The organism is Finegoldia magna (assembly GCF_003182075.1).
Classification (GTDB): Bacteria; Bacillota; Clostridia; order Tissierellales; family Peptoniphilaceae; genus Finegoldia; species Finegoldia magna.
Genome location: NZ_QGTH01000001.1, coordinates 244,525 through 264,603 on the forward strand (window position 1 = coordinate 244,525; position 20,079 = coordinate 264,603).

Sequence of the window (20,079 nt, forward strand, 5' to 3'; positions counted from 1 at the left end):
GGCTCCTTGGTACAAAAAAATACTTTTGAAGCTATGAAAATTGGTTTGGCTTCACCAGACAAAATCAGACAATGGTCTAGGGGCGAAGTCAAAAAACCAGAAACTATAAATTATAGAACGCTAAAACCTGAAAAAGAAGGTTTATTCTGTGAGAAAATATTTGGACCTCAAAAAGATTACGAATGTAATTGTGGTAAATACAAAAGAATAAGATACAAGGGTATTGTATGCGAAAAATGTGGCGTAGAAGTTACTAAATCAAAAGTTAGACGTGAAAGAATGGGCCACATTGAACTTGCAACTCCTGTAAGTCATATATGGTATTTCAAAGGAATTCCATCACGTATGGGATTGTTATTGGATATGAGTCCTAGAGCACTTGAAAAAGTTCTTTATTTTGCATCATTTGTAGTAATAGATCCAGGTAAAACTGATTTATACGAAAAACAACTATTAACTGAACAAGAATACGAAGAATACTGTGACAAGTACGAAGAGGATGTTGATTTCAGAGCTAAAATGGGAGCTGAAGCAATCAAAGAACTTCTTCAAAAAATAGACTTACAAGAAGAATACAAAAATTTAACTGAAACATTCGAAGGGGCAACTGGACAAAAGAAAGTTAGAATTTTAAGAAGACTCGAAGTTGTAGAAGCATTCATTGAATCAAAAAATGATCCTTCATGGATGATTATGGATGTAATTCCAGTAATTCCACCAGATATCAGACCAATGGTACAACTTGAAGGTGGAAGATTTGCTACAAGTGATTTGAATGATTTGTATAGAAGAGTTATCAATAGAAACAATCGTCTACAAAGATTATTGGACATTGGATCTCCTGAAATCATTGTAAGAAACGAAAAGAGAATGCTTCAAGAAGCAGTAGATGCTCTTATCGACAATGGTAGACGTGGTAAACCTGTAACAGGACCTGGTAACAGACCATTAAAGAGTTTGTCAGATATGCTTAAAGGTAAATCTGGTCGTTTCAGACAAAACTTGTTAGGTAAGAGAGTTGACTATTCTGGTCGTTCAGTAATAGTTATCGGACCAAACTTGAAATTCTATCAATGCGGTCTTCCTAAGAAAATGGCTCTTGAATTATTCAAACCATTTGTAATTAGAGAATTAGTTAAAAGAGAAATTTCACATAACGTTAAAAATGCTAAGAAATTAGTTGAAAGAGAAAACGACAGAGTGTGGGATGTCTTAGAAGATATTATAGTCGATCATCCAGTATTATTAAACCGTGCACCTACATTGCACAGACTTGGTATTCAAGCATTTGAACCAATATTAGTTGAAGGAAAAGCTATCAAACTTCACCCATTAGTATGTACAGCATATAATGCGGACTTTGACGGTGACCAAATGGCAGTCCATTTACCACTTTCACCAGAAGCTCAAGCAGAAGCTAGACTTTTGATGCTAAGTACGAATAACATTCTTGCACCAAAAGATGGTAAGCCAATTACAACTCCTTCACAAGATATGGTATTGGGTTCATTCTACATGACTACTAAAAAAGAAGGTCAAAAAGGAGAAGGCTTAATCTTCAAAGATATAGATGAAATGATGCAAGCTTATGCAATGCATTATGTAACATTACAAACAATAGTAAATGTTAGACGAAACAGTGTGAATAACGATGGAACAAGCAAAATCGTAAAAAGCACTGTTGGTAGATTTATCTTCAACGAAGGAATCCCTCAAGACTTGGGTATGGTAAACAGAGAAGAAGATCCATATTCACTTGAAGTTGATTTGCAAGTTGACAAGAAAATGCTATCTAAAATCATCGATTTAACTTTCAGAAAATACGGAAACATCAGAACTGCTGAATTGTTAGACTACATCAAATCTATGGGATACAAGTATTCTACAATTGGTGCTTTGACAATATCAATGGGAGATATTACAATTCCTGATTCTAAAAAAGGTATCATCGAACAAGCTGAACAAAGAATTGATATGGTTCAAGATATCTACCTTCAGGGGGATATTACAAACGAAGAAAGATACAAGAAAGTTATCGAAATTTGGGAACAATGTATTAAAGATGTAACTAGAGCGTTGATGACAAACCTTCCTGCTGACAACAACTTGAATATCATGGCCGTTTCTGGAGCCCGTGGTAGTGAAAACCAAATCAGACAATTAGGTGGTATGCGTGGTCTTATGTCCGATACTGCTGGTAACACTATCGAAATTCCTATCACATCAAACTTCCGTGAAGGTCTTTCAGTACAAGAATTCTTTATTTCAACACACGGTTCAAGAAAAGGTCTATCAGATACCGCTCTTAGAACTGCAGACTCAGGATATTTGACAAGAAGGCTTGTAGATGTATCACAAGATGTAATAATAACTGAAGATGATTGTGGTACAGATGAATATATAGTTGCAAAAGAAATCAAAGACGGTAACAGACAAGTTGAAGATTTGAAATCTAGAATTATTGGTAGATACGCATTCGAAGATATTCTCGATTTGGATACTGGAGAAATCATAGTTCATAAAAATGATATGATCAATGAAGCTATTGCGGAAAGAATAGAATCAAAAGGTATCAAAGAAGTTAAGGTAAGAAGTGTTCTTGGATGTAAGATGAAGCACGGTGTTTGTGCTAAATGTTACGGTAGAAACTTAGCTACTGGTAAGCCTGTAAACATTGGTGAAGCAGTTGGTATAATTGCCGCACAATCAATAGGTGAACCGGGTACACAATTGACAATGAGAACTTTCCACTCAGGTGGTATCGCTGGAGTAGGAATCACATCAGGTCTTCCTAGAGTTGAAGAATTATTTGAAGCTCGTAAACCAAAAGGACTTGCTTACATTACTGAAATAGAAGGTACTGTAAAAATCCAAGAAAACAAAAAGAGAAATGATGTTATCGTAACTGCTGAAGACGGCGAAGAAAAAGTTTATCAAATTCCATACGGCGCTCACATTAGAGTTAACGACGGAGATCATGTTGAAAAGGGAGAACCATTAACAGAAGGTTCAATCAATCCACAAGATATTCTTAGAGTTAACGGGGCTGAAGGCGTTCGTGATTATATAATTAGAGAAGTTCAAAAAGTTTACAGATTACAAGGTGTAGACATTGACGATAAGCACATTGAAATAATAATCAGACAAATGATGAGCAAAATTAAAATCGAAGAAAGCGGAGATTCAGGGTTCTTATCAGGTAGTGTAGTAGATGCGAGAGATTTCAAGATGACTAATGAACAACTTGTCAAAGAAGGAAAAACTCCTGCAACAGGAACTCATTCATTAATGGGTATCACAAAAGCATCACTTGCAACTGAAAGTTTCTTATCTGCAGCATCATTCCAAGAAACTACAAGAGTATTAACAGAAACATCTATTAAAGGAAAAGTTGATCACTTAATAGGCTTAAAAGAAAATGTAATAATTGGTAAACTAATACCTGCCGGTACAGGAATAGCAAAATATGACAGAATTGAAGTAGATTATGACGGTAAAGCTGAAGAAGATATGATTGAAGCTGAAAAAGCACAAGAAATAAATGATTCTGAAGTAGAGGAAGAATCTACAGTAAAATCTGGAAATTACGAATCATTACAAGATGAAGATAAATAATATTTAAGAATTAAGGGATGTGTATTAGCATCCCTTTTTTTATAAAATTGAGGAGTTTTGATGAAAAAGGATACAAACATCATAGAAATAAAAAACTTAAGTTTTCAATATGAAGGTTCATCAAAAAAAGTATTAAAAAACTTAAACATAGATATTAAAGAGGGAGAATTCATCTGCGTATTAGGCCACAACGGATCTGGGAAGTCTACATTAGCAAAACTCATTAATGCTCAATATATTCCAACAGAAGGGGATATTTTAGTTGGGAATATGAATACAAAAGATGATGATAGCTTGTGGGATATTCGTGAAATGTGTGGGATGGTATTCCAAAATCCTGACAACCAATTGGTAGCGACAATCGTCGAAGAGGACGTGGCATTTGGGCCTGAAAATTTGGGAGTTCCAAGAGAAGAACTTCGCAAGAGAGTAGATGAATGTCTTGAACTTGTGGGAATGAGTGAGTACAAGCGACATTCACCAGCACTATTATCTGGAGGTCAAAAACAAAGAATTGCTATTGCAGGCATATTAGCAATGAATCCAAAGTGTTTGCTAATGGATGAGCCGACAGCAATGCTCGATCCACAAGGACGAAAAGACATCTTAAATACTGTTTTGAAACTAAGAGAAATGGGCAAAACTATAATCCACATTACCCATTACATGGAAGAATGTGTAAATGCCGACAGAATAATCGTGATTAATGAGGGTGATGTAGTGCTTGAAGGAACTCCAAGGGAAGTTTTCTCAAATGTCGAACAAATGAAAGAAATTGGTCTTGATGTTCCAGAGCCTACTGAAATCAGCTACCTTTTAAATAAATCAAATATAAATGTGAGAGCTGATGTCCTTACTGTAGACGAACTCGTTGAAGCTTTGGAGAGTGTTAGGTGATAGATATGAAAATAGAATGCAAAAATTTAGAACATATTTATAACAAATCAAATCCATTTGAAAAAGTAGCCCTCAAAGATATCAATTTAGAGATAAATCTTGGAGAATTTATTGGAATTATAGGACACACTGGAAGCGGCAAATCAACACTAGCACAACATTTGAATGGATTATTGGAACCAACAGGTGGCGATGTTTTGGTTGACGGGATATCAACAAAGACAAAAGTAAAAACAGATATAAGAAAAAATGTTGGATTAGTGTTTCAATATCCAGAGTATCAACTATTTGAAGAAACTTGCTACAAAGACATTGAATTTGGACCGAAGAATTTGGGACTTACAGATAAAGAAATCAAAGAACGTGTAGAGTGGGCTTGTGATGCTGTTGGTTTGGATGTAGAACACATGAAAGAAAAATCACCATTCGAATTATCCGGAGGACAAAAAAGAAGAGTTGCAATTGCAGGTGTTTTGGCGATGAAGCCAAAGTTTTTGGTATTAGATGAGCCAACTGCAGGTCTTGATCCATTGGGAAGAGATATGATTTTAAATCAAATAAAACAACTTTTTGAAAGAGAAGATATGACAGTCATTTTAGTCAGCCATAGCATGGAAGATATCGCAAAACTTTGTAACAGAGTAATTGTTATCGATAAAAGTCAGATTTTTATGGACGATAAACCAGAAGTTGTGTTTAGTAAAGAAAAAGAGCTACAAGAAATTGGACTTAGTATTCCACAATCTACACAAGTTGTGAGAAGATTGAAAGAAAGAGGAATAGATTTAAAAACGGATTGCTTAAATGTTGAGCAAGCTTATGAAAGCATCAAAAAAGCTATGGAGGCAAAATCATGATTAAAGACATAACAATTGGTCAATATTTTGCATCTGATAGTATAATTCACAAGCTTGATCCAAGGGTTAAAGTCACTTTTGTGTTTTTGTATATTATTGCCATATTTCTTATAAGTAAACTTTGGGTATATGCACCAGTACTGTTATTCTTAATAACTATAATACAAATTTCGAAAATAAAACCGAAATTTGTATTCAAAGGAGTTAAACCACTTCTCCCAATTATTTTATTGACATTTATACTTAACGTATTGATGACACCGGGAGAAGTTGTGTGGAAATGGAAAATATTTACTGTCACAAAATCAGGATTGAACTTGGGATTTTTTATGGCATTTAGATTGATATTCTTGGTTTTAGGTACGAGTTTATTGACCTTGACAACATCACCAATCGAATTGACAGATGCTATGGAAAAAATGCTTCATCCCTTTGCTAAAATAGGCTTTCCTGCTCATCAATTTGCAATGATGATGACAATAGCACTTAGGTTTATCCCCACACTATTTGAAGAAACAGATAAAATAATGAAAGCTCAAATGGCTAGAGGCGCAGATTTTGAATCGGGAAATATAATCAAGAGAGCTAAAAACCTCGTACCACTTCTAGTTCCACTGTTTATAAATGCTTTAAAAATAGCAGGAGAACTTGCAGTAGCCATGGAAGCTAGATGTTATCGTGGAGGAGAAGGAAGGACAAGGCTGAATGAATTATCCTATCAAAAGCGAGATTTCATAGCTTATGCTGTTATTATTTTATTATTCATTTTAATTATTGTGAGTAGAATAATATGAAAAATATAAAACTGACAGTTCAATATGATGGTTCAAAATTTTACGGATGGCAGAAGTTGAATGATTTGCCATCCGTACAATTAGAAATAGAAAAAGCAGTGACAAAAATGGTTAATCAACCAGTTAAAATAAATGGAGCTGGAAGAACTGACAAAGGAGTTCATGCAAAAGGTCAAGTATGTAACTTCATTGTTGACACAGATATTTCGGCAAACCAATTTCTAATGGGAGTCAACCACTTCACGAGTGATTCAATTGTCATAGTAAAATCAGAAGAAGTGGATTTGGATTTTCATGCGAGATTTAGTGCAAAATCAAAGACATATAAATACATTTTATGCAACAAATACTATATGGAGCCTTGGTTTAATGACTATAAGGGTCATAGAAAATACTACTTAGATTTTGATTTGTTGCTAAAATGCAGAGATATGCTCATTGGAAAACATGATTTTACATCATTCGTTAATGATTTGGAAGAAGATACCAATCCAATTAGAACTATTGATGAAATTACAATCGAAAGAATAGACGACGATATTGTATTTACATTTAAGGCGGAAAGTTTTCTTAGGAATATGGTTAGAATTTTGGTTGGAAGCATGGTTGATGTAGCCAGAGGAAGAAAAAGCATAGAATGGCTTAAAAATGCTTTGGAAAATAAAGACAGACAGTCTGCAGGAATTACGATTGAACCTTGTGGATTGTATTTAATGGATATCGAATATTAAAAGGGGGAGTAAATGAAAAACTTTACCAGAAAACTCATCAGCGTACTTATGATACTAATGATGATGTTTGTTTTCATTGACACCGAATCTTTTGCAGAAAAAGATACATTTGTAATAGGAATGGAGGCGAACTACGCACCGTTTAACTGGTCACAATCGACAGATGAAAATGGAGCCTATCCTATTGAAAACAGCAAAGGTGAATATGCAAACGGATACGACTTGCAAATAGCTAAAAAAATCGCCGACAGTTTGGGCAAGAAATTAGTTGTAGTAAAAATGGAATGGGACGGACTTGCACCGGCAGTTATGAGCGGAAAAGTTGATGCGATAATTGCAGGAATGAGTCCAACAGAAGAAAGAAAAGAACAAATTGATTTTTCAGATACTTATTACAGTTCTGATTTGGTAATTGTAACAAAAAAAGACGGTAAATATATCAAAGCAAAATCATTAAATGATTTAAAAGACTTTAAAATTACTGGCCAATTGAACACATTCCACTATACAGTAATTGATCAAATCAAAGATTGCGACAAACTACCAGCAATGGAAAGTTTTCCATCAATGCTGTCTGCAGTTTTGGCAGAGAAGATAGACGGATATGTCGCAGAAAAACCACAAGCATTAAGTGCAGAAGCATCTAATGCTGAGCTTTCATACATTGAATTTGAAAAAGGTTCGGGATTTGAAACATCAGCTGAAGATACATCAATTGCAATCGGTGTGAAGAAAAATTCTGATTTGACAGAAAAAATCAACGAAGCTTTGAAGAAAATAAGTCCAGAAGAAAGAGATAAGTTGATGCAGGAAATGGTAAGATTGAACGTAGAAAAAGACCAACCACAAGGATTCTTATCAAAAGTAAAAAGCATTTTTAATGAATACGGATCACTTTTCTTAAAGGGCGCATTGATGACATTGTTTATAGCCAGTGTATCGACAATTATTGGATTTCTAATCGGAATACTGGTTGCAGTTATTAGAAATATGAAACTAGATAAAGATAAAAATAAATTCACTTATTATCTTCACAAAGTTATCAATTTTATTCTAGCTTGCTATGTTGAAATATTCAGAGGAACACCAATGATGGTACAATCAATGCTGATTTATTTTGGAGCCAAATTATATCTTGGAATTGATATGGCACCAATTAGTGCAGCTTTGTTCATTGTTAGTGTTAACACTGGAGCTTATTTGTCTGAAGTTGTACGTGGTGGAATTAACTCTGTGGATGTCGGACAAATGGAGGCTTGTAAAGCTTTGGGAATGACACACGGACAATCCATGATTAATGTAATTTTGCCACAAGCAATCAAAAACATTTTGCCTTCTATAGGAAATGAGTTTGTAATCAACATTAAGGATACATCGGTATTGAACGTAATCAGTGTTACAGAATTATTCTTCGTATCAAAATCAATTGCAGGCTCAACTTATAATATCTTTGAAACTTATGCAGTTACTTGCATTATATATTTCGTGTTGACATTCTCTTTGACTAGACTTTTATTATTTATTGAAAAGAAATCAAATAACAGAGAATACGTAATGGAAGCTACTACTGGAGGAATGTTCAATGGAAAATAAAATAATAGAATTACAACATTTGAAAAAAAGTTACGATGGAGTAGAAGTTCTAAAAGATATCAACTTTACGATATCAAAAGGAGAAGTTCTATCTATAATCGGATCATCAGGTTCTGGTAAGTCTACTATGTTAAGATGCATCAATTTACTTGAAAAACCAACAGGTGGAGATATTTTATATCATGGAGAATCCATACTTTCTTCCAAATTTAATCAAAATAAATTCAGATCGAAAGTAGGTATGGTATTTCAACAATTTTATTTGTTTGAAAACATGAGTGTAATGGATAATTGCACTGTCGCTCAGATCAAAGTTTTGAATAGAGACAAGGAATCGGCTGTTAAAGAAGCTAAAAAATATTTGGAACTTGTAGGAATGATTGACCATGTACACAAAAAACCAAGCATGTTATCAGGTGGACAAAAACAAAGAGTTGCTATTGCAAGAGCACTGTGTATGAATCCAGAAGTTTTATTGTTCGACGAACCAACATCTGCACTAGATCCTGAAATGGTTAACGACGTATTGCAAGTAATGTCAAAACTTGCAGAATCTGGAATGACAATGGTTGTGGTAACACATGAAATGCAATTCGCAAGAGATGTGTCTACAAGAGTTTGTTTCATGAATGAAGGCTACATCATTGAAGATACAGATCCAAAGACAATGTTCACAAATCCAAAACATGAAAGAGTAAAAGAATTCTTGAAGAATTATTTGAATAACTAAAATAGACGCCCTTTATCACACAGGATAAAGGGCGTTAATTTTATCTAATATTTCTAATGTAATTGTGAATTACATAATTGTTGTTATATTTGCTATACAAATTATACGGACTGTAGATTGAATTGATTTGAAGTTTGTCTGAACTACCAAATGAAACCTTCAAATCAAACGAAGTGTTAGGATTTGATTCACACCAAGCTTTTACTGTGAAATCTGTTGGTGATGTTGCAGTTTGTTGTTTTATAAACATGGTTGCAACACCATTTGAATCAGTTGTTTTAGTAATTGTTTGGTCGAATCCTTTTTGATTTCTAATTCTAATATTTAATTTTAAATTTGCGATTTTCTTGTCGTTTTCATCTGTTGCAAATATTTTAATGTTCGCTGTATCAGTAAGATTATAAGATTTTTTATCTGTTTCGAACTTCAACTTTACAGTTTGTTTTGTTTCAGGTTTGTTTTCAGTATCTTTTACAATAAGTGTTGTGTTTGCTGAAGAATTTTTGTAGCCTGTTTTTGAAACTGAGGCTTCAATATAATATCTTCCTGGTTTTTCTGGTCTGAATGTGTAGTAACAATTACCGTAGCTATCAGTTCTAAATCTTTTTTCTTGTTTATTATCATTTTCATCAGTGATGCTTAATACTACATCTGCACCTGAAATTCTTCTTGTATTAGTCTTAGAAGTTACAGTTATCATAGAATTTTGGTTCAATTTGATTTCTGTATTGTCCAAATCAACTTTAGTTTCAAAAGTTATTCTGTTATCTTTTACTTCAAAACTTACATTATTTTCGTTAGTATTGCCTTTTGAATCTGTCGCTGTGATATTTACATCGTAAGTTCCAGCTTCATTTAATTCGTCGGCTTTTAAATATAGTATAGATTGTCCACGGTAGTTTGTAGTCAATTCTTTTTCTATTAATTTCTTGGATGGTTTAGTAATTGTGAATTTGACTTTTGCACCTTTTATATGTCGTTTGTTTGAATCTGTTACTACAGCGGAAATATTATTAGTATTACCAATAGAAATTGAATTTCTGTAGGCATTGGACTTAATATTTACTGCCATATTGCTTTCAGGGCTGTCACCCTCTACATAAATTACAGCAAAGTTTGAAACATTCGAACCATCTTTTGCTTTAGCAAATATTTTTACCTTACCTGGATTGTTGCATACAACCATAGCGTTATCTACTGATGCGATGTTTTCGTCCGAACTTTCCCAAGTTATATCGCGGTTTTTGGCATTTGCAGGTAATATTCTAGTATCAATTCTGAATTTGTCGCCTACTTTTGTTTTCTTATAGGAAGGATACATAATAATACTTTGGACTTTAACATCTTTGTCAACACTATCATCAATATTTGGCTTTTCATTTTCTAGTACGTTAACTCTGATGTATTGCAAAATTCTAGGATTGTCTGCAGACTTAACAGTTACATAGCATTGTCCGGGACTTATAGCTCTTATTAATCCAGAATTATCTACAGCACATACATTCGTATTAGAGGATGACCACATCAATTCCTTGTTTGTCGCATTTTCTGGATAAACTTTTGTATTGATTTGAGAATCTTCTCCTTCTCTTAAAGTAATATTGTCTTCTGACACTGTGATTTTATTTACTCTGATTTCTTGATCAGGTTCGGGAACATCTGGTTGGGGAGTAGGATCCACTGGATCAGGGTCTGGTGTTGGATCGACATTGTTTCCTGAATAAGGTTTTGTAAAAGCTTTCAAGCATACATTTGCGTTTGCTCTGTTTCTCGCCAAATCAGACCAATTATATCCATCGTTAGAAATAAATGATTGATTATATCCAGCTCTTGCTCTTGATGAATATCCGTAAATCATAGATTCAATAGGAATAGGGTAGCTGTAACCTGGGGTTGTTAGTTTTACAATTGGTGCAAAATAAGCTCCCGCATTTATTTTTTGTGGATTGAATTTGACAGTTGTATATCCTGCATTTTCAACAGTTCCACGTGCAACCAAAACTTTATCGTTGAAACCACTATTTCCGCCGATATTTGTATTTACATAAATTTCGTATTGCGCACCGTTTGATGGAACGAAGAAGCCTACCTCGTCGATTTGGCTTGTTCTACTTACAGGACCAAAAATATTTGAAAACCAACCAGTTTGATTGTAACCAATACTATCAGTCATTCCTAAATCATCATAATACCAGATAGATTTATTTCTATCTTTATTTTTCAAAACAAAAATGCAATTTCCTTTTGCAACGTGTGCATCATAATACGATACATGATAATATCCGCCTTGATTTCCCCAACGATCACCCCAACTATTTTTTACAAGCCACGCTCCATCACCAGGAGGAGTTATGCCAAAATTGTATCGTGAATAATCATCATCCCATCCAACTATAGTTACGGCGTGGTTTTGCCAACCGTAACCAGGATTATAGTGGCTCATAGAATAAAAATTGGTATAATTTGTGTCTCCATTTATAGTTGTGTAAGATGCACCATATCTCATAATCGCTCTTTTTAATCTGTCACGATCCTGATTATTGTTTACATCTGGAATGTACAAAGCTTCCTTCAATTCTTTTTGTGGAAGTAAATTATAAGGTGAGCTGAAATCATAAGCAGAATAAGGATCGTCTTTTTCCCAAACAGGGCCAGACCATCTTGCTAAGTAAGCTGCGGCCACTGCTCTTGTACCACCTTGATCAGGAGCCCAGTCAAAACCATGAGTGTTTCTCAAATGTTTTTCAGAAAAATCTGTGAATTGACCATTCGTGAGCATATTAGATTCTGCAGAACCATAAGTAGCAAACGCCCAACATGATCCGTTTGGTCCCTGAGCTTTTACGGGAGTAACTCTGTTATGTTGGCGTAAATCATAGTTTGCAGGAATACCATACGCTTTTTGTCTAGGTATGTCTTCTTTTTGATTAAACAAATCGTAGTTTGTATTAACCAAGAAAGGATCTTCGTTTGAACCGTAGTTTTTAGTAGTTTTAGGACTACTCTTTTGCCTGTTAAATGCTGGATTACGTGGTGCTTCAGAAAAATCGATTTCTTTTACAGTTAAATCATCGTTTAATTTAAATTTGTTTTGACTTTCTGCAAAACTTTTAGAAAACAGTGATTGCAACGTAAAAACCGCAATTAATAGCAATAAATTTCTTTTTTTCATATTCAACTCCTTGCAATGATTTTAAATATTAATTCATGATTAAAATAGTATACATAACACTATTAAGAATTAACAATTATATTATACTACTTTTGGAAGAATAAATATATATCTTGAACAAATTCATAAAAATGTAGAATATTGTGATTTTTAATCATTTAATGCTGTAGTATGTTAAAATCCATTTTAAAAAATGTAAATTTTTAAATAATTAATGTAAAATTTCCTTAATAATATAGATTTTTTGAAATTATGTGATATAATTAAGTCAACAAATACCAAATACTAAATTAATAAATATCTGGATTTAAAATAACTTTCAGAATTAGAGTATATTTATTAAGGCTATTAATTTAGTAGCATATTTCAATAGGAGGGCGTTATGAAAATTAAAAAATTTTTGAGTCTACTACTAGGAACAGTTCTAGTTTCATCGATGATGGTAACTGCTCCAACGTTTGCAGATGAAAACAAAAATTCCAAACTAGAATTAAGTCCTGTTGAAAATAGTTTTAAAGAAAATTCCAAGAATGACGAATTGTTAATCTCTCCATTGAAGACATCTTACGATTCAGTTCGTTCAGCTTCTAGAGCAGCATTGCCAGCAAAATATGATTTGAGAAAAACTAACAGAGTTTCCTCAGTCAAAAATCAAGGACAAAATGGTTCTTGCTGGACATTTGCCACATATGGTTCCATGGAGTCTTATTTAAAATTATTTGGAAAAGAATTTGATTTTAGTGAAAAACACATGAGAAACATGCATGGATTCGATTGGGGTCCAAATGATGGAGGTAATAGAGATATTGCAACATCATATCTTGCAAGAGGAACTGGTCCGATTTTAGAAAAAGACGATCCTTACGATGCTTACATTAATGTTTCACCTACAAATGTGAAACGAGCATTTGATTTGGATAAAGTTATTTATCTACCTGATGTTCACAATGCAAATGAAACTAATGTTATCAAACAAGCTATTATGGAATACGGTGGAGTGTATACAACTTTAAGTTCTCAAAAATATTACGAAAAGAAAGAAACTAAAAGTTACTACAATCCTGGAAGTGGAAAAGCAGATCACGCAGGAACAATTGTAGGATGGGATGATAATTTTTCAAAAAATTTATTCCAAGCAAAGGCTCCTGGAGATGGAGCATGGATTGTAAAAAATAGTTGGGGAACAAGCTTCATGGATGGCGGTTACTATTACGTATCGTATTACGATGGTTTCTGTGGCAAATCCAATGCAGTGTTTATTCCTCAAAGAAAAGATCCTAATGCGGTAATCTCACAATACGACGATTTCGGAGCAACAAGAAGTGTTGGATACAATATGCAAGGATACATTGCGAATGTATTTACTTCTGATGAAGATCAAACAATTTACCAAGCGGGTTTATTCACAGTTGCTATGAATACACAATACAAATTGTACATTGTAAGAGATTTACAATCTACAGATGATTTGGCAGCTAAAAGAGAAGAAATCGGCAGCGGTGTGATTGAATATCCTGGATACTACACATTGGATACAGACCAAATCAAAGTAAAAAAAGGCGAAAGATTTGCAATAGTAGCATACATGGATTCGTCAGCTGCTAATTACAAATATCCAATGCCTATTGAAATGCCGATTGCAGATTATGCTTCCAAAGCAAAAGCACAAGAAGGTCAATCTTATGTTTCATCACAAGGCGACAAATGGACTGATTTGACTAAGGAAGTCAAAAACGCAAATGCTTGTATCAAAGCTATTGGAACTACTGGAGAAGTACTTCCAAGAGATACAGTTCCAGAAGTTGATCCGGATGAAGTAATCGAAGAGCCAACTTCAATCACTGTAAAAGAAGGTAGCCAAGGATTCATTAGCGTTAAGAAAAAAGGAAAACTTCACGCGACAGTTCAACCAGAAAAATTCAACAACGATCCGGTTGTTTTCGAATCATTGGACAAAAATGTTGCAGTTGTAAAAAACGACGGAACAGTTTATCCAGTGAATGTTGGAAATGCAAATATCTTGATAAAAACAGTCGATGGGAAAATTACACAAAGATTTAATCTATTGGTAGCTCCAGAAGGAATTAGAGTTCCTGATAGAAAAATGATTGAGGTAATCGGGGATAATGATTATGATCCAAAAACAGATCCAGATAATACAGAAATACCAGTTATTCCACCTAAACCACCGATAGATAATCAAGAACTAGATCCTAAAGTTGTTAGAAGTTTGGGAGTATCAGTTCCATCAGTAACTATTAAACAAGGTGATAAGTTTAATTTGGATCCAAAAATTTTAACTTATCCACAAACTGCTATAAGAAATTTTGATTTCAATATAAGTAACACTGACATAATTGACATCGATTCAAAATCAGTGTTTACTGCTAAAAAAATCGGAAGAACAAAGTTAGATATCAAAACAAAAGAAGGATTACAAACAAGCATTACAATAATTGTAATACCAAAAGAAAAAGGCGAAATTACTGTAGAAAAATTCGCACCATCTAAAAGACGTGCAGGAATATTTACTGTATTTATAGATGCAAAAGAAGGAGACAGAGGATATTCTGGTCCAGCAAAACTAACAGTAAAAAGTGGCAATAGAAAATTAACTAGAACAATATATTTCAACTCAGGTCATGCACAATCTAAATTCCACGGAGGGCAATTTGGAGTGTGGAGAAAAGATTTCGAAGCGACTATAACTATTAGAGATCATGAAGAGACAGTAAAATTTGGGTTTTAATCAATAACGGGTAGTGCCGATTGTTAAACAAAATATTTAGTTCATAGGAGGGAAATATGAAACATTTAAAGAAATCATTAGCAATGATTTTAGTGTTCGCTATGACTTTTATAGCTGTTGCACCTTTGAGTGAAGTTTTCGCAGATTCTTTGGGAGTACAACAAGAAGAACCTAAACTTGAAATCTCAGAATTAAAAGAAGGTTTGACACAAGCTGTAAAATCAGTTGAAGACATAGAACCAGCTGATGAAAAGTACAAGGAAGTTATGGATCAGTTTTATGAAGCACATGATTTCTTAGACAAAGAAATCAAAGTAGCTGAAATGAAACAACGCCAAGCAGTAGGAAGTGCAGAAGCTGTAGGAGCATTAGAAAACACAATCTATGATTTATCTACAATTCCAGTAAGAGTACAATTGATGATTAGAATTGGTAGAGCAATCAGATTTGCAACTACTGAATTATCTAACAAAGTTGTAGCAGCTCACACTAAAATCACAGAATATATAATAACTGGTTTATTATATGCTGTTAATCCTTTTGCTAGTGAAGCTCAAATTATGGATTACATCCAAAAATTTGACCAATTGGAACAAGAATTGTTAGCTTATCCTGATTTAGGGCCAAATGACATAGCCACTATCTACAAAAAAGCTGCAGTTTGGAGAGAAATCAGAGAAGCTAAAAAAGTACGTGCTTCAAGAACAAGATTTGGTAATTCATTTATCGTAAGAGAATTAAGTGAAGAAATTTCAAAAACAGTAGGTTTGCAATTCAGAATCACAGTAAAATGTGGTGAATTAGATGAACAAGTTAAGAAACTTCACGAAGCAATGGAAAAAATTACTGGACCAAAAATCAAAGCTGAAAAAATTGAATTTAAAGAAGGCAATATGGGAGCCATCTCAATCAACAAAACAACAACAATCAGCCCAGTAGTAAGACCAAACGAAGTTAAAGACAAAGAAGTATTCATCTACTCATCAAATGCATTTATGGCAAGAGTAGTTGGAAAAACAATAATTCCACTAAGAACTGGAACTGTTATGATTACAGTAGTTTCAAAAGATGGATGTGCAAAATCAAACTTTGAACTTCACATCGTAGAACCTGGTCACAGCGTAGAAGGAATTCCATTCTTACAAGCTACAGGAGAAAATTCAGAATATCTTAACACTAATACAAATGGTGGTGGAGTAGTTGGAGATAACTCTTCAGTTGGAAAAGATATTTATGAAGTTAAAAATATTGGTTTCTCAGTAAAATCTACTACATTAAAAATTGGAGATACATTTGATTTAAAATCAAAGACATTTGTATTCCCTGAAAATGCATTAGAAAAAGAAGTTTCTTATAAGTCAGATAACGAAGCTATCGCAACAGTTAATGAAAAAGGAACAATCGAAGCAGTTGCAGAAGGATCAACTACAATAACTGCAACTACAAAAAACGGAGTAACTAATAAATTTAAACTAAACGTAATCAAGAAAGTTGACAAAGACGAATATCAAATAACAGAAATCAACCCTTCAGAAAGAAAAGCTGGAATATTCTCAATCGAATTCAAAGCAACTAAAAATGGTAAAAAGTACAACGGACCAGCAAAAGTAACAGTGTCAAACACTAAAAAAGCAATTGAAAGAGAAGTTTACTTCAACAACGGAGTTGCATCAGTTAAATACAACGGATTTGAATTTGGAACATGGGTTAAAGATTTCAACGTGAAAATCGAATTAAAAGACCAAGTAAAAACATTTGAACTAAATTATTAGGAGATGAAAAATATGTTAAAAAAAGCATTATCAGTAGTATTACTATCTAGTATGTTATTGGGAACAGTAGCACCGGCAGTATCTTATGCACAAGAAGATAAACTTGAAATCGTTCAAGGAGCAGAAGAAACTGAAAAATTAGGAATTGATGAAGCAGAAGTTTACAAAAGACAAATCAAATCAATTCAAAACGAAGTTAACTCAATCCAAGTTAAAAGAGAAGACGAACAAGAAATGGTTGACAAATTCAACGAAACTTCTCTTGAAATCAGCGACAAAATCGACCAAACAGCAGTAGGAATGGGAGTAGCAGATATTTATGATTTATCATCTATTCCACAAAGATTATTGTTACTAGGAAGAATGGGAAGAGCAATCAGATTTGCTACAACTCAATTAAGATACAAAGTAGATGCAGCACATGCAGAAATCGCTGAATACATCTTCGGAGGATTCGTAATCGCAGCATCTCCATTCCACACAGTTGAAGATATGAAAGTTTACATGGCACAATTCGAAGCATTATCACAAAAATTACTTAGCTATCCAGATGCTGGATTAAATGATACTGCTAACATCTATGTAAGATCTGATTTGGATCACAAATTAGCAAAAGCTAGATCATTAAAATTCCATGAATTAAAGAATATGTCTGGTGCAGTAATCGATAAATTAACTGCAGAAATTAGAGAAATAACTGCTTTAAGATTAAGACCACAAGCAACTGTAGCTGAAATTTATCAATTAAGTGACAGATTAGACCAAGCAGTATTTGAAGCATTGAACAGCGAAGATTACAGAGCAAGTAAAACTGAAATCCAAACTTTGAGAGAAGCTATGAACAAAGCTATAAGAGCTAGAAGACATGGCGATAAGAGAGTTGAAGTTGGTAAAGCAATTGATCGTGCAAAACAAGAATTAGCTAAAATTAGACCATCAAGTGTAATTGCAGCTCAATTAGTACAACAATTCCAAACTTACTACGAATAAAATTTATTAAGATTAGAAAAATAGTAGGTTAATAGTAAAAAGCCACCATATGGTGGCTTTTGTTTTATATATTATAAAATTATCTCACAACAACTGCATATTTTTTGATGTTGTATCTTTTATCAAAAAGTGAGCGGGATATCCAATATCCATTTGGTTTATCCTCTGCTGGATCTACGATGTGCATTCTGTTTTTATCGTAACCATCAACTACCATTACGTGTGCGTTGTAGAGGGCATTTTTTCCCCAGAAATAATCTTTAAATGTTGGATTTCTGAATTTGTATGTCGCAAAGAATATTACTGGGTTTCCTTTTGAGATTTCTTCTCTTATATATTCTGAAGATTTGCCAGAAATATTTTCTGCGTTTGCGTATTTTTTAGCCCATTTTGTTAATGGATCTGGGAATATTGATTGGTAAATTCTTTCATCAATATTAAAAGGTGAACCTGCGAATCCATGATTTGGGTTGTTGTCTTTTGCAAGTGGCATTTCTTTTATAAATTGATGGATATTTGTATCAGTTTTGATGTTTTTATAGTGTAGACATTGAAGTAGTGATGCTGCTTCGCATCCCATTGGTAAACCTGCTTTGTTTTGGTTGATTTGAGCTACATTTAATAATACGTAGTCTTTTTTAGGTAGAGTTTTTCCGATTATTTCGTCAAATTTTGGATGAAGCCCACCACCGATTAATGTTATTTTGTTTGGATTTAATTTATCGAAGAAATTTTTCTCTGATTTTGTTAGATTGTTTTTTGTTGATGCAAATATTATCGGACTTTTTTCATTTGCTGCAAGTGGTGCTACGGTAACGCAGTCTATAAGTTCAGAAAATCTTTGATCCCCGTTTTTTGCTATGAAAATAGATTTTGAATTTTTGAAGAATGTGTCAGCTATTTTCATACTTGTATCGTTTCTATTTTCCCCATAAATAATTATTGGATTTTGGAAATTTTTGGATAATTTTGCTGTAGCTCCGCCTATTAGATACGTGTTGTTGAATATATAGTTTGCATATTTTTCTTCAAATGATGTTGCGTCATTTCCGACAAATAAGATAGGACTATTCATACGACATGCAGCTGCACTGACACTTGCTGAATCTACGATTGATTTGGTAGAGTGAACTAAAAATGCATTGTCGAACTGTTTTGTTTGGTTGAGATCAGAAAGTTCTTTTGCTATTTCAAATGATGTATCAATTCTGTCTTTTCCAGATATTCTTCTTACATTATAACCTTGTTTTATTAGATTTGTTTCTTGTGATTTGGAAATACTTTGAGCGCCACCTACAAGTATAATATTTGTAGATTTAAGTCTTTGAATTTCTTTTAATGTAGATTGGTTAATTTTAGCAAAATCTGTTAAAAGTATCGGGCTATTTATTTTATGTGCCAACACTCCTACTGACAACGAATCAGCAATTTTTTCTGAATTTACTATTATTGCTGTGCTGGATGTTTTAGGATGCGAAATCTTTGATATTTTTATGGCTGTTTCGTATCTATTTTTTCCTTCGATTGAAGCTTTTTCGATTTGCTTTATAGCTGATGTTGGTTGTGATGTGAAAATCGCTAATACAAAGGTTAATGCAATGATTTTAAAATTTTTAAAGTTTTTCATTTTTAACTCCTAACCTAAAGATCTAAGGGGTCCGATATATTCAAGCTCACTCCATCCAATATATACTCTTGTAAGATGAGGAAAGAATACTGAAATTATTTTGAAAAGCAAATCCTCTTGTCCGTAGACTCTTACTTGTGAGTAGTTTAGATGCAAAATTACAAAGAAATTTATTATTGGAATTAGTAGTGCCAGGGATGCGATTCCTGTTCCATAAACTATTTTGAACAATAGCCAGATATTTAATAATGGTACAAAACTCCACAATCCAAATATTCCAGCTTTTTCAAACATTTTCCACAATCCTATTGCATTTATTACATATAAAAATAATACAATTGTTGTTGTAATCACTTTAATCACTCCTTTATATTATTATAGCATTTTTAAAACAATTTATTGGCATTAGCGTGAGAAATTTTGTATAATTTTCATAAATATTTGACAAATTATTAAAAATATAATATTATAATTCTATTAAAAGCTGTGATCAGAACGGAATATTTTGATTGATTTTACAGAGAATCCTGTTTGGTGAGAGGGATAAATTAA

Annotated in this window: 13 protein-coding genes; 10 read left to right on the top strand and 3 right to left on the bottom strand. The window is 33.4% G+C overall.

Annotation, left to right across the window (positions count from 1 at the left end):
- The first annotated feature begins 6 nt into the window (after nt 1–6).
- The 7 genes from rpoC to DES33_RS01090 are packed head-to-tail and all read left to right on the top strand — an operon-like array spanning nt 7 to nt 9,217.
- Nucleotides 7–3,615 carry a DNA-directed RNA polymerase subunit beta' gene (gene rpoC / locus DES33_RS01060; protein ID WP_110057877.1) on the top strand — a complete coding sequence of 1,203 codons (3,609 nt, stop codon included), beginning with the start codon at nt 7–9 and terminating at the stop codon, nt 3,613–3,615.
- Nucleotides 3,616–3,675: 60 nt separating this feature from the next.
- Nucleotides 3,676–4,512 (top strand): energy-coupling factor transporter ATPase, encoded by an 837-nt coding sequence (locus DES33_RS01065; protein WP_094224917.1) that lies wholly within the window; start codon nt 3,676–3,678, stop codon nt 4,510–4,512.
- 5 nt (nt 4,513–4,517) lie between these two features.
- The gene (locus tag DES33_RS01070; RefSeq protein ID WP_094224916.1) at nt 4,518–5,369 is read left to right on the top strand and encodes an energy-coupling factor transporter ATPase; all 852 of its coding nucleotides are present in this window, start codon (nt 4,518–4,520) and stop codon (nt 5,367–5,369) included.
- Entirely contained in the window at nt 5,366–6,163 is a 798-nt protein-coding gene (locus tag DES33_RS01075) for an energy-coupling factor transporter transmembrane component T family protein (protein ID WP_110057857.1), read from the top strand. Before DES33_RS01070 ends, DES33_RS01075 begins: the two co-directional genes overlap by 4 nt.
- Nucleotides 6,160–6,894, top strand: coding sequence for a tRNA pseudouridine(38-40) synthase TruA (truA, locus tag DES33_RS01080; RefSeq protein WP_094224914.1), 735 nt, complete (start codon nt 6,160–6,162; stop codon nt 6,892–6,894). The genes DES33_RS01075 and truA overlap by 4 nt, the downstream gene beginning before the upstream one ends.
- 12 nt (nt 6,895–6,906) lie before the next feature.
- Nucleotides 6,907–8,487: an ABC transporter permease subunit gene (locus DES33_RS01085; protein ID WP_110057858.1), complete on the top strand. Its 1,581-nt coding sequence runs from the start codon at nt 6,907–6,909 to the stop codon at nt 8,485–8,487.
- Nucleotides 8,477–9,217, top strand: a complete 741-nt coding sequence (locus DES33_RS01090; protein ID WP_094224912.1) for an amino acid ABC transporter ATP-binding protein — start codon at nt 8,477–8,479, stop codon at nt 9,215–9,217. Before DES33_RS01085 ends, DES33_RS01090 begins: the two co-directional genes overlap by 11 nt.
- A gap of 40 nt (nt 9,218–9,257) precedes the next feature.
- Here the strand turns inward: DES33_RS01090 and DES33_RS01095 are convergent, their stop codons facing one another.
- On the bottom strand, nt 9,258–12,389 hold the full coding sequence (locus DES33_RS01095) for a lectin like domain-containing protein (protein ID WP_110057859.1): 3,132 nt from the start codon (nt 12,387–12,389) through the stop codon (nt 9,258–9,260).
- A gap of 382 nt (nt 12,390–12,771) precedes the next feature.
- On the opposite strand from DES33_RS01095, the gene DES33_RS01100 reads away from it, so the two are divergent.
- The 3 genes from DES33_RS01100 to DES33_RS01110 are packed head-to-tail and all read left to right on the top strand — an operon-like array spanning nt 12,772 to nt 17,900.
- On the top strand, nt 12,772–15,138 hold the full coding sequence (locus DES33_RS01100) for a C1 family peptidase (RefSeq protein WP_110057860.1): 2,367 nt from the start codon (nt 12,772–12,774) through the stop codon (nt 15,136–15,138).
- A gap of 56 nt (nt 15,139–15,194) precedes the next feature.
- Nucleotides 15,195–16,910, top strand: coding sequence for a CAMP factor family pore-forming toxin (locus DES33_RS01105; RefSeq protein WP_110057861.1), 1,716 nt, complete (start codon nt 15,195–15,197; stop codon nt 16,908–16,910).
- Between the two features lie 12 nt (nt 16,911–16,922).
- On the top strand, nt 16,923–17,900 hold the full coding sequence (locus DES33_RS01110) for a CAMP factor family pore-forming toxin (protein WP_110057862.1): 978 nt from the start codon (nt 16,923–16,925) through the stop codon (nt 17,898–17,900).
- A 79-nt stretch (nt 17,901–17,979) separates the two neighbouring features.
- Here DES33_RS01110 and DES33_RS01115 read toward each other — a convergent pair whose 3' ends face one another.
- Nucleotides 17,980–19,527, bottom strand: a complete 1,548-nt coding sequence (locus tag DES33_RS01115) for a cell wall-binding repeat-containing protein (protein ID WP_110057863.1) — start codon at nt 19,525–19,527, stop codon at nt 17,980–17,982.
- 9 nt (nt 19,528–19,536) lie between these two features.
- Complete coding sequence (locus DES33_RS01120; RefSeq protein ID WP_094207361.1) at nt 19,537–19,881, bottom strand: DUF5684 domain-containing protein; 345 nt, start codon at nt 19,879–19,881, stop codon at nt 19,537–19,539.
- Nucleotides 19,882–20,079 lie beyond the last annotated feature (198 nt).